The sequence below is a fragment of the Ostreiculturibacter nitratireducens genome, from assembly GCF_032670585.1.
Lineage (GTDB): Bacteria > Pseudomonadota > Alphaproteobacteria > Rhodobacterales > Rhodobacteraceae > Ostreiculturibacter > Ostreiculturibacter nitratireducens.
Genome location: NZ_JAVQHL010000002.1, coordinates 1,136,795 through 1,153,602 on the forward strand (window position 1 = coordinate 1,136,795; position 16,808 = coordinate 1,153,602).

Below are 16,808 nucleotides of genomic sequence, written 5' to 3' on the forward strand. Positions count from 1 at the left end.
CCGGGCCCGCGCATTGTCCACCAGGAAACGCTTCAGCCCCAGTCGTGGAAGATGAACCAGGCGCCACCCGCGATCAGGGTGAAGCCGACGCCGTGCTGCCAGGTGATGCGCTCGCCGAGGTAGGTCCATGAAAAGATGGCGAAAACCGACAGGGTGATGACTTCCTGGATAGTCTTCAGTTGCGCGGCCGAGAAATGCCCGTGCCCGATGCGGTTCGCGGGCACCTGAAGGACATACTCGAAGAAGGCGATGCCCCAGCTCAGGACGATCACGACGAGGAGTGGTGCGGCCTTGAACTTCAGATGGCCATACCAGGCGAAGGTCATGAATACGTTCGAGGCGAGGAGGAGCCCGATGGTGAGGAGCGGAACGGGAAGCGACACGGATGGCCTCTACGCGTGGAGAATTCCGATTTGCTACGGCATGCTGCGGCGCTTCGCCAGAGGGTTGAATTTGCGGATTTGCAATTCGCAGCAAACCTCTTGCCAATACTATGCAAATTTTCCCAAAACCGCTTTGCCGCGCGGCTGCAAGGATATAGTCTGCCCCGAAATTCTCGGGAGGGACCATGAAGGACATCCTGCAACAGCTGGAAGACCGCCGCACGACCGCACGTATGGGTGGCGGCCAGCGCCGGATCGAGGCGCAGCACTCCAAGGGCAAGCTGACGGCACGCGAACGGATCGAGCTTCTGCTCGACGAGGGCTCCTTCGAGGAGTTCGACATGTTCGTGGCGCACCGCTGCACCGATTTCGGGATGGAGGCGGACCGCCCCGCGGGCGACGGCGTGGTCACGGGCTGGGGCACCGTTAACGGCCGGCAGGTGTATGTCTTCTCCCAGGACTTCACGGTCTTCGGGGGCTCGCTTTCCGAAACCCATGCCCAGAAGATCTGCAAGATCATGGACATGGCGATGCAGAACGGGGCCCCGGTGATCGGCATCAACGATTCCGGCGGGGCGCGGATCCAGGAGGGCGTCGCCTCGCTCGCGGGCTATGCCGAGGTGTTCCAGCGCAACATCATGGCTTCCGGCGTCGTCCCCCAGATCAGCGTCATCATGGGCCCCTGCGCGGGCGGCGCGGTCTATTCGCCAGCGATGACCGACTTCATCTTCATGGTGAAGGACACGTCCTACATGTTCGTCACCGGCCCCGACGTCGTGAAGACCGTGACGAACGAGATCGTGACGGCGGAGGAGCTTGGCGGTGCGTCGACGCACACGAGGAAGTCCTCCGTCGCCGATGGCGCCTTCGAGAACGACGTCGAGGCGCTTTCCGAAATCCGTCGCCTGATCGATTTCCTGCCGCTGTCGAACCGCAGCCCGATCCCTGTCCGGCCGTTCTTCGACGATCCTGCGCGGCTCGAGATGAGCCTCGACAGCCTGATCCCGGATAACCCCAACCAGCCCTACGACATGAAGGAGCTGATCCTGAAGGTCGCGGACGAGAGCGACTTCTACGAGATCCAGAAAGACTTCGCCGCCAACATCGTTACCGGCTTCATCCGGATCGAAGGGCGTTCCGTCGGCGTGGTCGCGAACCAGCCGATGGTGCTGGCGGGTTGCCTCGACATCGACGCCTCACGCAAGGCCGCGCGCTTCGTGCGCTTCTGCGATGCGTTCGAAATCCCGATCCTGACCTTCGTAGACGTGCCGGGCTTCCTGCCGGGCACGGGCCAGGAATACGGCGGCGTCATCAAGCATGGCGCGAAGCTTCTCTTCGCCTACGGCGAGGCGACGGTTCCGAAGGTAACGGTCATCACCCGCAAGGCTTACGGCGGGGCCTACGACGTCATGGCCTCGAAGCACCTCAGGGGTGACTTCAACTACGCCTGGCCGACGGCGGAGATCGCGGTGATGGGCGCAAAGGGCGCGGTGGAGATCCTCTACCGCTCCGAACTCGGCGACGCCCACAAGATCGCGCAGCGGACGAAGAATTACGAGGACCGCTTCGCCAATCCCTTCGTCGCCGCAGAGAAAGGGTTCATCGACGAGGTCATCATGCCGCATTCGACCCGCAAGCGCGTCGCCCGCGCCTTCGCGTCGCTGCGCAACAAGAAGCTTTCGAACCCCTGGAAGAAGCACGACAACATCCCGCTCTGATCGATGCACCGTCTCGGACGCAGCCTGGCCGCGCTGACGCTCGCGTCGGCGCCAGCCCACGCGGAGGACCTCATCGAGGTTCCTTCCGGGCAGGCTGTGACCTACGTCGACACGGTGAACACCGCGCCGGGGCCTGAAGGGTTCACGATCCGCTTCCGCTTCCTGGCTCCGGCGATCGCGCGTGACGGCGGCACCGTGAGCGCGGAGGATGCTCTCGCCGACATGGCATTCCTATGCGATACCTATGCGCTGCCGCGGATCGCAAATCCCGGTCCGCAGCCCGAGCAAGTCATCATTTCGCTCTCCGACCGGCCCGTTCCGTTCGGAGAGGCCGACCCGGAAGCGACGCAGTTCTTCGAGGCATTCCGCCCCGTCGATGGCATCTGCGTATGGGAGGCATTCTGATGATCGGCAACACGGAATTCTACGCGGTGCTTGCGGGATACCCTTTACTATACTTGGTGGATATGATTCCGTGGAACGGCGCTCCGGTTGCGAGAAGATCAGACCTGAGGCGGCGTGCCAATCCATCGTGGTGCGCCAAGAAACTTGAATGGAGTTCAAAATGTCGAAAAAAGCCCTCCTTGCCGTCGCGCTCGTCGCGTTTGTTGCCGCCTGCGCCCAGCAGCCCGAGCCGGCTCCGGAGCCGGTCACGGTCGAGCCTGTTCAGACCGGCAAGTACTGATACCCGGCTGGGGCGGGCCGGACAGCCCGCCCCATTCACCACGTGCAGGTTGGTCTGTGCGTCGGGCGTCGCTCAGTCGCCCGGTATTGACGTTCGCCCCGGGGAGTCTTCCGACTGCCTGAGATCGGGCGCATTCGCAACGCCGCTGCTCCGTTCGCGCCCGAGTCATTCGCTCCCGAGTCAATCGTGCCTAGCCCCGCTGGCATTGCGTTCGGCGAAGCCATTGCCGAGTCGCGACTGCTCCGGCAGCCGCTTTCCAGCATCTCTCTGGAAGAACCGCCGATCTGCGAGGATCTCTTCCGCGAAGCAGGCCGGCCCGAGATCAACGGAAAAATCCCCGGAATTCCGCCGTTCATCTGCCCGCAACCACCGCCCCGCGATGAAGACGGCAACGACCGGCCCATTCCGGCCAGACAACCGACTGGGGCAGCCCGCTGATATCGGCCCGGCCCTTTTCTCCCAAGGAGGGGGGCCATGCTGAAGCATCGTGGGTTCCCGGGCAGGCTGCCCGGGACTGATTACCAGTTCACCATCCGGCGGGCGAACCCGAAGGGCGCCACACGGATCTTCGCCCGTGAGCGTTTCAAGGACCGGAGTCCCGCCGACCGGCGCGCGGATGCTGCCTTCATGGCCGCTCTGTGGGACCATTTCGGAGAGGAGCCGTTCGAGCGCGGCAACCTGGACGCGGGCCGACTGTCGTGGCTCTTCGGCCGCGAAGTGGTGCCGGCCGGGCCGGACTTCGACGCCGAAAGCTATGACGCTCTGCTGAGAATCGACCTGCCGCGCGCACAGGCCGCCTTCCCGGAGGTTTTCGAATCCGAGGAGGAATGGGACGAAGACGACGAGGATTGGGCATGAATCCGCTGACCCCGCCGGAGAAACGGCAGCTTCCTGCCGGATGCTTCGCGGGTCGCGAATTCGTCTTTGATCGCGAAGGCTTCCACGGCCATTCTGGCTGTGGGGCGGGTTCCTCCAGCAACGACCCCGCCTTGGTTTGCAAAAACCGTTACCCTTCCCCTTCCCTAAGGCCTGGCCCCTTTCGGGTCAGGCCGCCTTTTCCGGGTAGCCGGCGCGGTCGGCAAAGCGCCGCCTATGGCGGCGAAGCGTGTCGAATCTTGTTTTCGTCCGCCGCGAATGCAGTAAAACTCCCGCGCATAACAACCCTTGCTGGAGGCAGCTTATCATGCGGATCACGAAACTCGTTCTCGCCCTCGCCATCGCGACCGGTCTTTCCGGTTGCCTCGAAACCGATAGCGAGCGCGCTCTCGCCGGCGCGGCTGCCGGCGCGGTCGTCGCCGACGCTTTCGACGCCAACGTTCTCGCCGGCGCTGCTGCCGGCGCTGCTGGCGGCGCGCTCTGCGACGACGTCCGACTCTGCCGCTGATCCGGCCGGGCTTCGGCCCCAGGCCAATCTTCATGACGCCACCGGAGCTCGCCGCTCCGGTGGCGTTTTCGTTTCCGCGACCGGGGGCGAACCCCGGCGCGATTTCCGCAAGGGGACAGCATGTTCAAGAAGATCCTGATCGCCAACCGCGGCGAAATCGCCTGCCGTGTCATCAAGACGGCCCGCAAGATGGGTATCGGGACGGTCGCCGTCTATTCCGACGCTGACCGCAACGCGCTGCATGTCCAGATGGCGGACGAGGCGGTCCATATCGGCCCGCCGCCCGCGAACCAGTCCTATATCGTCATCGACAAGATCATGGCCGCGATCCGCCACACCGGCGCGGAGGCGGTGCACCCCGGCTACGGCTTTCTTTCGGAGAACATGAAGTTCGCCGAAGCTCTCGAGAAGGAGGGCGTGACCTTTGTCGGCCCGCCGTCGCCGGCGATCGAGGCGATGGGCGACAAGATCACCTCGAAGAAGATCGCGATGGAAGCGGGCGTCAACACGGTGCCGGGCTACATGGGTCTCATCGCGGACGCCGAGGAGGCGGTGAAGATCAGCCGCGAGATCGGCTATCCCGTGATGATCAAGGCTTCCGCCGGCGGCGGCGGCAAGGGCATGCGGATCGCCTGGAACGACGAGGAGGCGGCCGAGGGCTTCCAGTCCTCGAAGAACGAGGCGGCGTCCTCCTTCGGCGACGACCGGATATTCATCGAGAAATTCGTGACACAGCCGCGTCACATTGAGATCCAGGTTCTGGCCGACAAGCATGGAAACTGCGTCTATCTGCACGAACGGGAATGCTCGATCCAGCGCAGGAACCAGAAGGTCATCGAGGAGGCGCCCTCGCCTTTCCTCGACGAGGCCACGCGCAAGGCCATGGGCGAACAGGCATGCGCGCTGGCGCGCGCCGTCGGATACACCTCGGCGGGCACTGTCGAGTTCATCGTGGACGGGCAGAAGAACTTCTACTTCCTCGAGATGAACACCCGCCTGCAGGTGGAGCACCCGGTTACGGAACTGATCACCGGCGTCGACCTGGTGGAGCAGATGATCCGCGTCGCGGCGGGCGAGAAGCTCCCGTTCGCGCAGAAGGACCTGAAGATCAACGGTTGGGCGATCGAAAGCCGGCTCTACGCCGAGGACCCCTATCGCGGCTTCCTTCCCTCGATCGGCCGGCTCTCCCGGTACCGCCCGCCGGCGGAGGCGGCCGACACGCGCGGCGTCGTGCGCAACGACACGGGCGTCTACGAGGGCGGCGAGATCTCCATGTACTATGATCCGATGATCGCGAAGCTCTGCACCTGGGCTCCGACGCGGGCGCAGTCCATCGAGGGCATGCGCCAGGCACTCGACGAGTTCGAGGTGGAGGGCATCGGCCACAATCTTCCCTTCCTCTCCGCGGTGATGGATCATCCCCGCTTCGTCGAGGGGGCGATGACCACGGCCTTCATCGCCGAGGAATATCCCGAGGGCTTCGCGGGCGTCGAACTGGGCGAGGACATCCTTCGCCGGGTCGCCGCCTCCGCCGCCGCGATGCACCGCGTGGCCGAAATCCGCCGCGCCCGCATCTCGGGGCGGATGGACAACCACGAAAGGCATGTCGGCGAGGATTGGGTCGTATCGCTGCAGGGGCAGAGCTTCCCCCTGACCATCGAGGCCGACCGCGAGGGTGCCACCGTCCGCTTTGGGGACGGCGGCGAATACCGCGTGTCGTCCGACTGGGTTCCGGGGCAGAGCCTCGCGCGGCTAGACGTGAACGGAACGCGCGTCGTGCTCAAGGTGGGCAAGATCCCCTCGGGCTTCCGGCTTCGCATCCGCGGCGCCGACCTCAAGGTCCACGTCCGCACGCCGCGTCAGGCAGAACTCGCTGGCCTCATGCCCGAGAAGCTGCCGCCGGACACCTCGCGTTTCCTACTCTGCCCGATGCCGGGCCTCATCGTTCGCATCAACGTGGAAGAGGGGCAGGAGGTGCAGGAGGGCCAGGCACTGTGCACGGTCGAGGCGATGAAGATGGAAAACATCCTGCGCGCGGAGAAGAAAGCCGTCGTTCGGCGCATCGCCGCGATCGCGGGCCAGAGCCTCAAGGTCGACGACGTGATCATGGAGTTCGAATAAGCGGAGAGACGACGGTTTGGATCTGATCCTCCATCTTGGCGCGCATCGCACGGGGTCGACCGCCCTGATCCGCTGCCTGATGCGCGGCGAGCGGATGCTCGCCGCCGAGGGTCTGTCGATCTGGCCGCACAAGACACAGCGCGCGCTGAAAGGGCTCGCCTCGACGCCGCTTCTCTACGCCCTCTCGCTCATGGACGATGCGGGCGCGGGAAAGCGGCTCGACCGGATCAGGGCCGAGGTCGCGCGCCGCTTCGCCTCGGCGGAGGAGGCCGGGGCGAAGCGCCTTCTCCTGTCCGAGGAGAACATGCTCGGACCAATGCGCGAATGCCTGATGGAGGCGTCTCTCTATCCGGTCGTCGCCGACCGGCTGACCGCCTATGCATCGGTCCTCCCTTTCGAACCTCGACGGATCGGCCTCGCTCTGCGCGGCTACGCGGGTTATTGGCTTTCGTCCTACGTCTACGTCCTTCGACGCCACCCGTTACCGCGGTTTTCCGACCTCGCGCCGGCCCTGGCGGCGGCACCCCGCGGCTGGGTGGACGTGGTCGGGGATATAATGACTGTCTTCCCCAAGGCCGAAATCCTGTTATGGCGGCAGGAAGACCTCGAAGACGACATGCCCGGAATCGCGGCGGCGCTTCTCGGCCGCGCGACGACGGAGGGCCTCCACCCAATCGCGCGCCGCATCAACACCGCGGGCGACGGGGCCGATTGCGAGTTGATCCACCGGATCCGCGAAGGTGAACCCGGCATCTCCCCCGAAGCGCTCAAGGAGCGCCTGGAGGCACTGCGCGGGACGGTTCCGGCGGCACCGCCGCGGTTCTCCTCCAGCGAGTCGACGGCGATGGAGGCGCGATATCGCGACGACCTCGCCCGGATAGCCGCGCTGAGCGGGCGTGTCCGGCTCCTCGAAAAGGGGAGGGTGGAATGCGCGCCGGGGTGAGGATCCCCAGCCTGCCTGCGCTGTCGATCCTGGCCACTCTGGCGGGCTTCCTGCTGCTGCAGATCGTGTCCCTGATCTCGACGCGCGGAGTGTTCGAATATCCGCTCGACGACGTCTATATCCACCTCTCAATGGCCGAGCAGATCGCAAAGGGCGGTTACGGAATCAATACGGGTGAATATGCCTCGGCCGCCTCCTCGCCGCTCTACCCCTACCTGCTGACCCCGTTCGCCGGAACCGAGGCGCAGCGTTTCCTGCCGCTTCTCTGGAACACTTTCGCCCTGATCCTCGCCGCATGGATTTGGGGGCGTACGCTCGAACTTTCGGGGTATGCGCTCGACGACCGGCCCTCGTGGCCGGGCCTCGTGCTCGCGGCGCTCGGCCTTCTCGCGGTCAACGCCCCCAGCCTTGCCTTCATGGGGATGGAACACACGCTCCACCTCGCGGCCAGCCTCGCGATCCTCATGGGCCTCGTTCGCTTCGTGACCGAGGGCCAGATCGGTCCTGCGCTTGTCGTTGGTGTCTTTCTATCCCCCGCGCTCCGGCTGGAGGGCCTCGCGTTCGCGCTTTCGGCGGCCGGCGTGGTCTTCTTTCTGGGGCGCCGGCGGGCGGGCATTCTCCTTGTTTTTCTTGCGCTGATCCCGGCGGTGGTCTTTTCGGCCTACCTCGTATCGATCGGACTCAGTCCGGTGTCGAATTCGATCGAGGCGAAGCTGGGCCTTCAGATTCAAACGGACGCCGACGCGGTGACCCGCGTATTGGCTTGGATCCGGATCAACCTGGCCGAGGTGCCTGGCCAGATACTGCTTGCACTCTCGGTCCTGGCGTTCATCGTCGCCCCGCTTGTGGGACGGGGCGAACGCTATGGCGCGGGGCTTCGCCTGATCGCCTACGCCCTTGCGTTGTCCGGCCTTGCCCAGCTCGCCGGCGGCCGTGTCGGCTGGCCGTTCCGCTACGAGGTCTACATTCTCGCCACCCTGGCGCTGGGTATTGCAGCCATCATCGGTCTTTCGGAAACGCGGGCTTTCCCGCGCATCCTTGCCGGAGCCGCGCTCGCGCTCCTCCTGGTCGCAAGCGGCGGCTTCTACGGCGACCAGGCGGCCCGCAATGGTCGCTGGGCTCCGCTGGCGATCCATCTTCAGCAGGCGCAGATGGCCCGCTTCGCGCAGGACTATGTCGGCGGGCCGGTGGCGGTGAACGACATTGGCCGCGTCTCCTGGGGCAACCCGGACTACGTGCTCGACCTCTTCGGCCTCGCCTCGGACGAGGCTCTGGAGATGGGGTTTTCGGGGACTGATCCGCGTTGGGCGGGCACGCTGGCGAGCGGAGCCGGCGTTCGATTCGCGATGATTTACGACAAATGGTTCGGCGATGTCGTGGGCGAGGATTGGGTTCGGCTCGGCAAGCTCGAACTCATGAACCGTCGCGGCATTCTCGGTGACTGGGAGGTGAGTTTCTACGCCACGGAGCCCGTGCTCGTGCCCGAGTTGACGGCGGCGCTCCACGCATTCGTGCCGACACTGCCCGACGGCGTGGTCTTCCACTTCGAGGGAGAGGCGTGATGAGGGGGGAGGGACTTCGTCGCGGACGGTGGCAACAAAGGGCATCGGGAGCCGGTGGGAGCGGCCAGATGGCGGATATGACGATGGGCAGAACCGGAACGCAGGGCGCCTCGGTCAGCCTGCCGCTCATCGCGGTGGCGGCGGCACTCCTCGCCTTCCTGGGGATGGAGGTAACGGCTTTCGTCTCTACCGGCGGTCATTTCGAGTACCCGCTGGATGATGTCTACATCCATCTTTCGATCGCCGAGCAGATCACGCTTGGCGGCTACGGGATCAACACGGGCGAATATGCCTCGGCGGCATCGTCGCCGCTTTATCCGTTCCTCCTCACGCCCTTCGCCGGGACCGAGGCGCAGCGTTTCCTGCCGCTTCTCTGGAACACGCTCGCGCTGATCCTCGCCGCCTTTCTCTGGGGACGGACGCTCGTGCTCTCCGGGTACGACCGGATGACGCGGATCTGGCCCGGCATCTTGCTCGCGGCGCTGGGGCCGCTGGCGGTGAATGCCTACGGTCTCGCCTATGCGGGGATGGCGCACACGCTGCATCTCGCGGCGGCACTGGCGATCATCTGTGGCCTCACCCGCTTCGTGGTCGAGGGGCGGATCGGCGCGGCGCTCGTTCTCGGGGTCCTCCTCTCCCCGGCTTTCCGGCTCGAGGGGCTCGCGCTCGCGCTCTCTGCGGCGGGCATGGTCGCGTTGCTCGGCCGATGGCGGGCGGGCCTCCTGCTGGGATTCGCAGCGCTGCTCCCGGTGGCTACCTTCGCGGGTTTTCTTGTCGCGCTGGGCCTCGAGCCGCTGCCGAATTCCGTGGCCGCGAAGCTTGCGGTGGCCGCCGGTGAAGATTACGGCCTCTCGACGCGCATCGTCGCCACGCTGATGCTGAACCTGGAAAAGCTCCAGGGCTGGGTCGTCCTCGGTCTCTCTATTCTGTCGATTGCCGCCGCGCCGATCCTCGGTCGCGAGGGGCGGGCCGATCTGCGGCTGTACTGCTACGTGATCGGCTTTTCCGGGCTCGCGCACATGGGCCTTGGCCACGTGGGCTGGCTGAACCGCTACGAGATCTACATCTTCGCCGCGCTGGTTCTCGGGCTCGCCGCGATCCTCGGGCTGGCCGGGCAAGGCAGCGGCGTGTCGTCGCGCGGAAGGGCGGCCATTGCGCTTCCTCTGGCCGTAATGACGGCACTGGCCGGCGGGTTCTATGCACATGATGCGGCAACGAGGGTCGTATGGGCGCCGCAACTGTTGTGGCAGTTGCACGCGCAGATGGCGCGCTTCACGCGGGAATACGTCGAGGCGCCCGTTGCCGTGAATGACATCGGGCACGTCAGCTGGCGCAACCCGAACTACGTCCTCGACCTCTGGGGTCTTGCCTCCGACGAGGCGAGACATCTTCGCCTGGAAGGCGAAGACCCGCGCTGGGCGGGAACGCTGGCGGCGCGGGCGGAGGTCGGGCTGGCGATGGTTCTGGACAGCTGGATCGGACAGCACACCGGCGAAGACTGGGTCCGGCTGGGCGAGCTTGCGGTCGCGACAGAGCCGTCCCGCCTCGGGGACTGGTCGATATCTTTCTACGCAACCTCGCCCGACGAGGTTCCCGCGCTTCTCGAGGCTCTCGAGCGGTTCCGGCCGACTTTGCCCGAAGGCGTGGAATTCCGGTACGAAGGAGAGGTGAAACTGGACGAGGCAGGGCTTGGGTCGACACGACGGCTCGCATGGCTCGGCGCTCTCGAAAAAGAAACTGGAGCAGGCAGATGACAGAAATGACGATGGGCAGCACCGGCACGCGGGGGACTTCGGTCAGCCTGCCGCTCATCGCGGTGGCGGCGGCGCTTCTCGCTTTCCTGGGGATGGAGGTAACGGCCTTTCTTTCGACCGGCGGATATTTCGAATACCCGTTGGACGACGTCTACATCCATCTTTCGATGGCCGAGGAAATCGCGCGCGGCGGGTACGGTATCAATGAAGGCGAATTCGCCTCGGCCGCGTCTTCGCCGCTCTATCCGTTCCTGCTCACGCCCTTCGCGGGGACCGAAGCGCACCGTTTCCTGCCCGTCGCCTGGAACGCGGTCGGGCTGATCCTCGCCGCCTTCCTCTGGGGCCGGACGCTTGCGCTCGCGGGGTATGGCCGGATGACGCAGGCATGGCCCGGGATCGCGCTCGCGGCGCTGGGGCCCCTGGCGGTCAACGCCTACGGCCTTGCCTATACGGGGATGGAGCATACGCTGCACCTCGCCGCGACGCTGGCGATCGTCTGCGGCCTCACCCGCTTCGTGATCGAGGGGCGGATCGGCCCCGCGCTCCTACTCGGGGTCTTCTTCTCCCCGGCGTTCCGGCTCGAGGGGCTCGCGCTCGCGCTGTCGGCGGCGGGCATGGTCGCGGTGCTGGGCCGCTGGCGGGCGGGCTTCCTCCTCGGGTTCGCGGCGCTGATCCCGGCTCTGGCTTTCGTGGGTTTTCTGCTCTCGCTGGGCCTCGACCCGCTGCCGAACTCCGTCAATGCGAAGCTCGCACTTCCCGGGACGGAGGAATATGGCCTGCCCGCGCGCTTTCTGGCGACGATGCTACTCAACCTGACCGAGTTCCCGGGCTGGATCATCCTCGGGCTGTCGCTCCTTTCGCTCGCCTCCGCGCCGCTCCTCGGTGCCGGGGGGCGGAACGACCTGAGGCTCTTCTGCTATGCGATCGGCTTTTCCGGGCTCGCGCATATGGGGCTCGGCCTCGTCGGCTGGCTCAACCGGTACGAGATCTACATTCTCGGCGCGCTGGTCCTTGGCCTTGCCGCGATCCTCGGGCTTGCCGGGGCGAACGCGCGTGGTTGCCGACCGATTGCGGCCATCTTTGCCGTCCTCACCCTCGCGGGCGGCAGCTACTACCTCGTGACGGCTCTCCAGAGCGGGCGCTGGGCATCTCTGGGCATCCATCTGCAGCAGGGCCAGATGGCGCGTTTCGCGCAGGATTTCGCCCACCGTCCCGTGGCCGTGAACGATATCGGTCGGGTGGCCTGGGGCAATCCGCACTATGTCCTCGATCTCTGGGGGCTGGCCTCTGACGAGGCGCGTCAACTGCGCCTGACCGGAGACGACCCGCGCTGGGTTGGGACGCTTGCCGCCGAACATGGCGTAGGTGTCGCGATGGTCTACGACAGCTGGGTCGGCGATTATGTCGGCGAGGATTGGGTGAAGCTCGGCTCGCTCGACCTCAGGATCCCGCGCGCGGTTCTCGGGGGCTGGGTCGTGACCTTCTACGCCACAAGCCCCGAACTCGTTCCGGAACTGACCGAGGCGCTCCGCGAATTCGCGCCGACGCTGCCTGACCGTTCCGTCTTCACGTTCGCGGAGCCGCGCGGATGACCCGTCACTGCAAGCCGGAGCGTTTCAGCCTGATCTCCTCCTGTCGGAGGGGCAGCTTGTCGATCGCACGGGACAATTCGCGCACGTCCCAGGGGAACGGCTTCCTCAGGACCACGACCCCGTCCTTGCTGATGAGGACGAGCTGGAACCCCCGCGGGCGCAACTTCTGGCGAACGGAGGACATCGCGGCCGGGTCGGTGTCGGTGATGACCACGACGTCGCGCTCCTCCATCTCGGGCCAGCGGGCCTCGAAATTGCGCATCTGCTCGCCGAAGGCGGGGTCGAATTCGCTCTGCGCGAAGACGACGACGACGCGGTTGCGCCACAGGAAATCGTCGAGGTTCACGCCGTCTGCGACTATGGGCTGGAAACCTGCCGGCTGCTCTTCCGCAGCCGGGTCCGCCGGGGCGTCGGCTCCGGCTTCCTGTGCGATGGCGGCAAAGGGCCATAAAGCCAGTGCCGCGAACAACATGAACCTTGTCATCGTCCTCCCTTTCGATCCCGATATAGGACAGCGGCGGGCCGGGGCCAAACAGCAAAAGCCCGGAATCGCGGAGAAATCACTCCGGGTTGCCGCGACCGATCGACCGGGGGGGAGGTGACCCCGGTGGAGATCATCCTCCATATCGGCGCGCATCGCACCGGCACCTCGTCGCTCCAGCACTGGATGGCGGCCAACGCCGGACCGCTTGCGGCGGCGGGCACGGCGGTCTGGGGGCCGAAACGCACGCGCGTCGGGCTCTTCGAGGGGCTCATCAAGAACCCGGCCAAGGTCACCCGCGATGTGGAGAGGGCGGCCGATCTGTCGGCGGCGCGGATCGCGGAAGAGATCCGGCTGCTGGAGGCTTCCGGCATGACCCGCCTCATCGTGTCCGAGGAGAACATGCCCGGCTCGATCCGCAACAACCTCCTCACGGCGAGCCTCTATCCCGACGCCGCGCCGCGCCTCGTCCGCATCGCCGAGGCGTTCGGTGGACGCGTGACCCGCGTGGCCCTGTCGATCCGTGGGTACGGGGACTGGTGGTCCTCTACCCTCGCATTTGCGGTCGGTCGCGGCGGCGCGATGCCCGACGCGAGCAGACTGCAGGCGCTTTTGCGCAATCGGCACGGCTGGACCGACGTCGCCCGCGCCACGCGCAGGGCCTTCCCCGAGGCGACACTCACGGTCTGGCCCTTCGAGAGCCTCGGCGGCTACGCCACTCGCCAGTTCCACGCGCTCACGGAAGGCGCGCCGCTGCCCTCCGGCGTCTCCCCCGACCTCGCGCCGCGCAACGCCTCGCCCGACCGGCCGACGCTTCGCCGCCGCCTTGCGCGGCGCGGAGAGCCGGGGGCTGCGGCCGCCATCGGGGCGGGCGAAGGGCGCTGGATGCCCTTTTCGGAATCCGAGCGCGCGACGCTCGGCCAACACTATGCCGAAGATCTGGCCTGGTTCCGTTCTGGAACCCTGCCGGGAATGAGTTTCATCGAAAGTGAAGTTACCGGGAGCATGGGCGCAGCCCCTTGCGGCATGACCGGAGAGTAGGAAGGACAAGGTGATGACGGACAAACACGCGGACTGGGTCAAGCTCGCCGGGAAGGAACTGCGGGACCGCCCGCTCGCTTCCCTGACCTGGAACACGCTCGAGGGTATCGACGTGAAGCCTCTCTACACGGAGGCCGACACGGCGGGTCTCGGCCATATGGGCTCGCTTCCGGGCCTCGCGCCCTTCACGCGCGGCCCCCGTGCGACGATGTACGCGGGCCGCCCCTGGACCATCCGCCAGTACGCGGGCTTCTCCACGGCGGAGGAATCGAACGCCTTCTACCGCAAGGCTCTCGCCGCCGGGCAACAGGGCGTCTCCGTCGCCTTCGACCTCGCGACGCACCGTGGCTACGACAGCGACCATCCCCGCGTCGTGGGTGACGTGGGCAAGGCCGGCGTCGCCATCGACAGCGTCGAGGACATGAAGATCCTCTTCGACGGCATCCCGCTCGAGAAGATCTCCGTCTCGATGACGATGAACGGCGCGGTGATCCCGATCCTTGCGAACTTCATCGTCACCGGCGAGGAACAGGGCGTGGACCGCGCCGCGCTGTCGGGCACGATCCAGAACGACATCCTGAAGGAATTCATGGTGCGGAACACCTACGTCTATCCGCCCGAGCCTTCGATGCGGATCGTCGCAGACATCATCGAATACACGGCCGCCGAGATGCCGAAGTTCAACTCGATCTCGATCTCCGGCTACCACATGCAGGAGGCGGGCGCGAACCTGGTGCAGGAGCTTGCCTTCACGCTCGCCGACGGGCGCGAATACGTACGCGCCGCGCTCGCCCGCGGCATGGACGTGGATGCCTTCGCCGGGCGGCTGTCGTTCTTCTTCGCCATCGGCATGAACTTCTTCATGGAGGCCGCGAAGCTCCGCGCGGCACGGCTCCTCTGGCACCGGATCATGTCCGAGTTCAATCCGAAGAAGCCGTCCTCCCTCATGTTGCGCACCCATTGCCAGACCTCGGGCGTGAGCCTTCAGGAGCAGGACCCCTATAACAACGTCGTCCGCACCGCCTACGAGGCGCTGGCGGCCGTGCTTGGTGGCACCCAGTCGCTCCATACGAACGCTCTCGACGAGGCGATCGCGCTGCCGACCGAATTCTCGGCACGTATCGCGAGGAACACCCAGCTCATCCTCCAGGAGGAGACGGGCGTGACGAAGGTCGTCGATCCGCTGGCGGGCTCCTACTACGTCGAAAGCCTCACGGCGGAGCTCGCCGAAAAGGCCTGGGCGCTGATCGAGGAGGTCGAGGCGATGGGCGGCATGACGAAGGCTGTCATCTCGGGCATGCCGAAGCTCAGGATCGAGGAATCCGCCGCCCGACGGCAGGCCATGATCGACCGGGGCGGGGAAGTGATCGTCGGGGTGAACAAGTATCGCCTCTCGAAAGAGGAGCCGATCGACATCCTCGACATCGACAACCAGAAGGTCCGCGCGGCGCAGATCGCGCGGCTGGAGAAGGTTCGTGGCACCCGCGACGCGGCGGCCTGCGAGGCGGCGCTTGCCGAACTCGAACGCCGTGCGCGCGAGGGCGGGAACCTTCTGGAGGCGGCCGTCGAGGCCGCGCGGGCAAGGGCATCCGTAGGAGAGATCAGCATGGCGATGGAAAAGGTCTTCGGCCGTCACAGGGCCGAGGTTAAGACCCTCGCGGGGGTCTACGGTTCGGCCTACGAAGGCGACGAGGGCTTCGCGGCGATCCAGAAGGACGTCGAGAACTTCGCGGAGGAAGAAGGCCGCAGGCCTCGAATGCTCGTGGTGAAGATGGGTCAGGACGGCCATGACCGCGGCGCCAAGGTCATCGCCACGGCCTTCGCCGATATCGGCTTTGACGTCGACGTGGGGCCGCTGTTCCAGACGCCCGAGGAGGCCGCGCAGGACGCGGTGGACAACGACGTCCACGTGGTCGGGATCTCCTCGCAGGCGGCGGGGCACAAGACGCTCGCGCCGAAACTGATCGAGGCGCTGAAGGATAAGAACGCGGAGGACATCATCGTGATCTGTGGCGGCGTTATCCCGCAGCAGGACTACGACTTCCTGAAGAAGGCCGGCGTCAAGGCGATCTTCGGGCCGGGGACGAACATCCCCTCGGCCGCGAAGGATATCCTTCGGCTCATCCGCGAGGCTCGGGCCGCCTGAGACCTTCGTCTTTCAATTTCCCCGGGGGCTGCTACGCTCTCGGGGAAATGACCGGGAGGGACGGGGATGAAAATCACTATCCTGGGGGTCGGCGGCATCGGCGGCTTCCTCGCGGCGAAGCTCGCACCGGCCGGTCACTCGGTTTCGCTCCTCGCCCGCGGGGCGCATCTCGACGCGATCCGCTCCACCGGCCTGCGGCTGATCGAGGATGGCCGGGAAACCGTCGTGCGCCCGGAAGCGATCAGCGATCGGATTGCGGAGTTTCCGCGGGCGGAGCTGATGATCTTCGCGGTCAAGGGGCAGGACCTGCCCGGGATGATCGACGCCGCACGCCCGCACATGGGGCCGGAAACGCTCGTGCTGCCCTTCCAGAATGGCGTCGATGCGCCGGACCTGCTCGCTGCGGCCTGCGGTGAGGGCAATACGCTCATCGGTGTCGCGCGGATATTCTCGAACATCACGGCGCCGGGTGAGGTTACCCAGTACGGCGACATGAGCAGCTTCACGCTCGGCGATCGGAGTGGCGGCCAATCCTCCCCCGGGGTGAGCCGAATCATCGCGGCGTTCCGCGCTGCCGGGATCGCGACGCCGGACTGCGACGATGTCACCGTCGACCTCTGGATGAAGTTCCTGCTCTTCAACGCTGTGAGCGGCGCGACCGCCGGCGCGCGTTGCCGTTTCCGCGACATCCGGGGGAACCCCGATCTACTGGATTTCTTCCATGGTCTGGTTGCCGAGGCCGAAGCCGTGGGGCGGGCCCGCGGGGTTTCGCTTCCAGAGGACGCGGTCGAACGGACCATGTCCCTGTTCGCGCGCCTGCCGGACGAGGCGAGGTCCTCCACTGCGCATGACCTCGAACAGGGGAAGCCGCTGGAAGTCGACCGGATCTGCGGAGCCGTGGCGCGGATGGGGCGAGAGCTTGGTGTCGAGACACCGAACAGCGCCGCCGTCGCCGCGCTGCTGGCACCCTGGAAGAACGGAGCGGCGGGGGCGTGACC

General features: G+C 66.1%; 14 protein-coding genes. 12 read left to right on the forward strand and 2 right to left on the reverse strand.

Going from position 1 to position 16,808, the window contains the following annotated elements:
- Positions 1 to 32: 32 nt before the first annotated feature.
- Entirely contained in the window at positions 33 to 383 is a 351-nt protein-coding gene (locus ABCN56_RS12905; protein ID WP_343081197.1) for a DMT family protein, read from the reverse strand.
- Positions 384 to 568: 185 nt separating this feature from the next.
- Between ABCN56_RS12905 and ABCN56_RS12910 the strand changes: the two genes are divergently transcribed.
- The 9 genes from ABCN56_RS12910 (at position 569) to ABCN56_RS12950 (ending at position 12,142) form a co-directional block, all read left to right on the forward strand.
- The gene (locus tag ABCN56_RS12910) at positions 569 to 2,101 is read left to right on the forward strand and encodes an acyl-CoA carboxylase subunit beta (RefSeq protein ID WP_343081198.1); all 1,533 of its coding nucleotides are present in this window, start codon (positions 569 to 571) and stop codon (positions 2,099 to 2,101) included.
- Between the two features lie 3 nt (positions 2,102 to 2,104).
- Positions 2,105 to 2,506 carry a DUF6497 family protein gene (locus ABCN56_RS12915; RefSeq protein WP_343081199.1) on the forward strand — a complete coding sequence of 134 codons (402 nt, stop codon included), beginning with the start codon at positions 2,105 to 2,107 and terminating at the stop codon, positions 2,504 to 2,506.
- 754 nt (positions 2,507 to 3,260) lie between these two features.
- Positions 3,261 to 3,644: a hypothetical protein gene (locus ABCN56_RS12920; RefSeq protein WP_343081200.1), complete on the forward strand. Its 384-nt coding sequence runs from the start codon at positions 3,261 to 3,263 to the stop codon at positions 3,642 to 3,644.
- 325 nt (positions 3,645 to 3,969) lie between these two features.
- Positions 3,970 to 4,170: a hypothetical protein gene (locus tag ABCN56_RS12925; protein ID WP_343081201.1), complete on the forward strand. Its 201-nt coding sequence runs from the start codon at positions 3,970 to 3,972 to the stop codon at positions 4,168 to 4,170.
- 120 nt (positions 4,171 to 4,290) lie between these two features.
- The gene (locus tag ABCN56_RS12930) at positions 4,291 to 6,291 is read left to right on the forward strand and encodes an acetyl-CoA carboxylase biotin carboxylase subunit (RefSeq protein ID WP_343081202.1); all 2,001 of its coding nucleotides are present in this window, start codon (positions 4,291 to 4,293) and stop codon (positions 6,289 to 6,291) included.
- Between the two features lie 16 nt (positions 6,292 to 6,307).
- Entirely contained in the window at positions 6,308 to 7,234 is a 927-nt protein-coding gene (locus ABCN56_RS12935; protein ID WP_343081203.1) for a hypothetical protein, read from the forward strand.
- The gene (locus ABCN56_RS12940; protein ID WP_343081204.1) at positions 7,219 to 8,796 is read left to right on the forward strand and encodes a hypothetical protein; all 1,578 of its coding nucleotides are present in this window, start codon (positions 7,219 to 7,221) and stop codon (positions 8,794 to 8,796) included. The genes ABCN56_RS12935 and ABCN56_RS12940 overlap by 16 nt, the downstream gene beginning before the upstream one ends.
- Before the next feature lie 68 nt (positions 8,797 to 8,864).
- On the forward strand, positions 8,865 to 10,550 hold the full coding sequence (locus ABCN56_RS12945; RefSeq protein ID WP_343081205.1) for a hypothetical protein: 1,686 nt from the start codon (positions 8,865 to 8,867) through the stop codon (positions 10,548 to 10,550).
- Complete coding sequence (locus tag ABCN56_RS12950) at positions 10,547 to 12,142, forward strand: hypothetical protein (RefSeq protein WP_343081206.1); 1,596 nt, start codon at positions 10,547 to 10,549, stop codon at positions 12,140 to 12,142. Before ABCN56_RS12945 ends, ABCN56_RS12950 begins: the two co-directional genes overlap by 4 nt.
- 4 nt (positions 12,143 to 12,146) lie before the next feature.
- Here ABCN56_RS12950 and ABCN56_RS12955 read toward each other — a convergent pair whose 3' ends face one another.
- Complete coding sequence (locus tag ABCN56_RS12955) at positions 12,147 to 12,626, reverse strand: DUF4174 domain-containing protein (protein ID WP_343081207.1); 480 nt, start codon at positions 12,624 to 12,626, stop codon at positions 12,147 to 12,149.
- Positions 12,627 to 12,749: 123 nt separating this feature from the next.
- Here ABCN56_RS12955 and ABCN56_RS12960 point away from each other — a divergent pair, with 123 nt between their 5' ends.
- From ABCN56_RS12960 to ABCN56_RS12970, 3 genes are all read left to right on the forward strand, one after another.
- Positions 12,750 to 13,664: a hypothetical protein gene (locus ABCN56_RS12960; RefSeq protein ID WP_343081208.1), complete on the forward strand. Its 915-nt coding sequence runs from the start codon at positions 12,750 to 12,752 to the stop codon at positions 13,662 to 13,664.
- Between the two features lie 13 nt (positions 13,665 to 13,677).
- Positions 13,678 to 15,810, forward strand: coding sequence for a methylmalonyl-CoA mutase (gene scpA, locus ABCN56_RS12965; protein ID WP_343081209.1), 2,133 nt, complete (start codon positions 13,678 to 13,680; stop codon positions 15,808 to 15,810).
- A gap of 66 nt (positions 15,811 to 15,876) precedes the next feature.
- On the forward strand, positions 15,877 to 16,806 hold the full coding sequence (locus tag ABCN56_RS12970) for a ketopantoate reductase family protein (RefSeq protein WP_343081210.1): 930 nt from the start codon (positions 15,877 to 15,879) through the stop codon (positions 16,804 to 16,806).
- Positions 16,807 to 16,808: the final 2 nt, after the last annotated feature.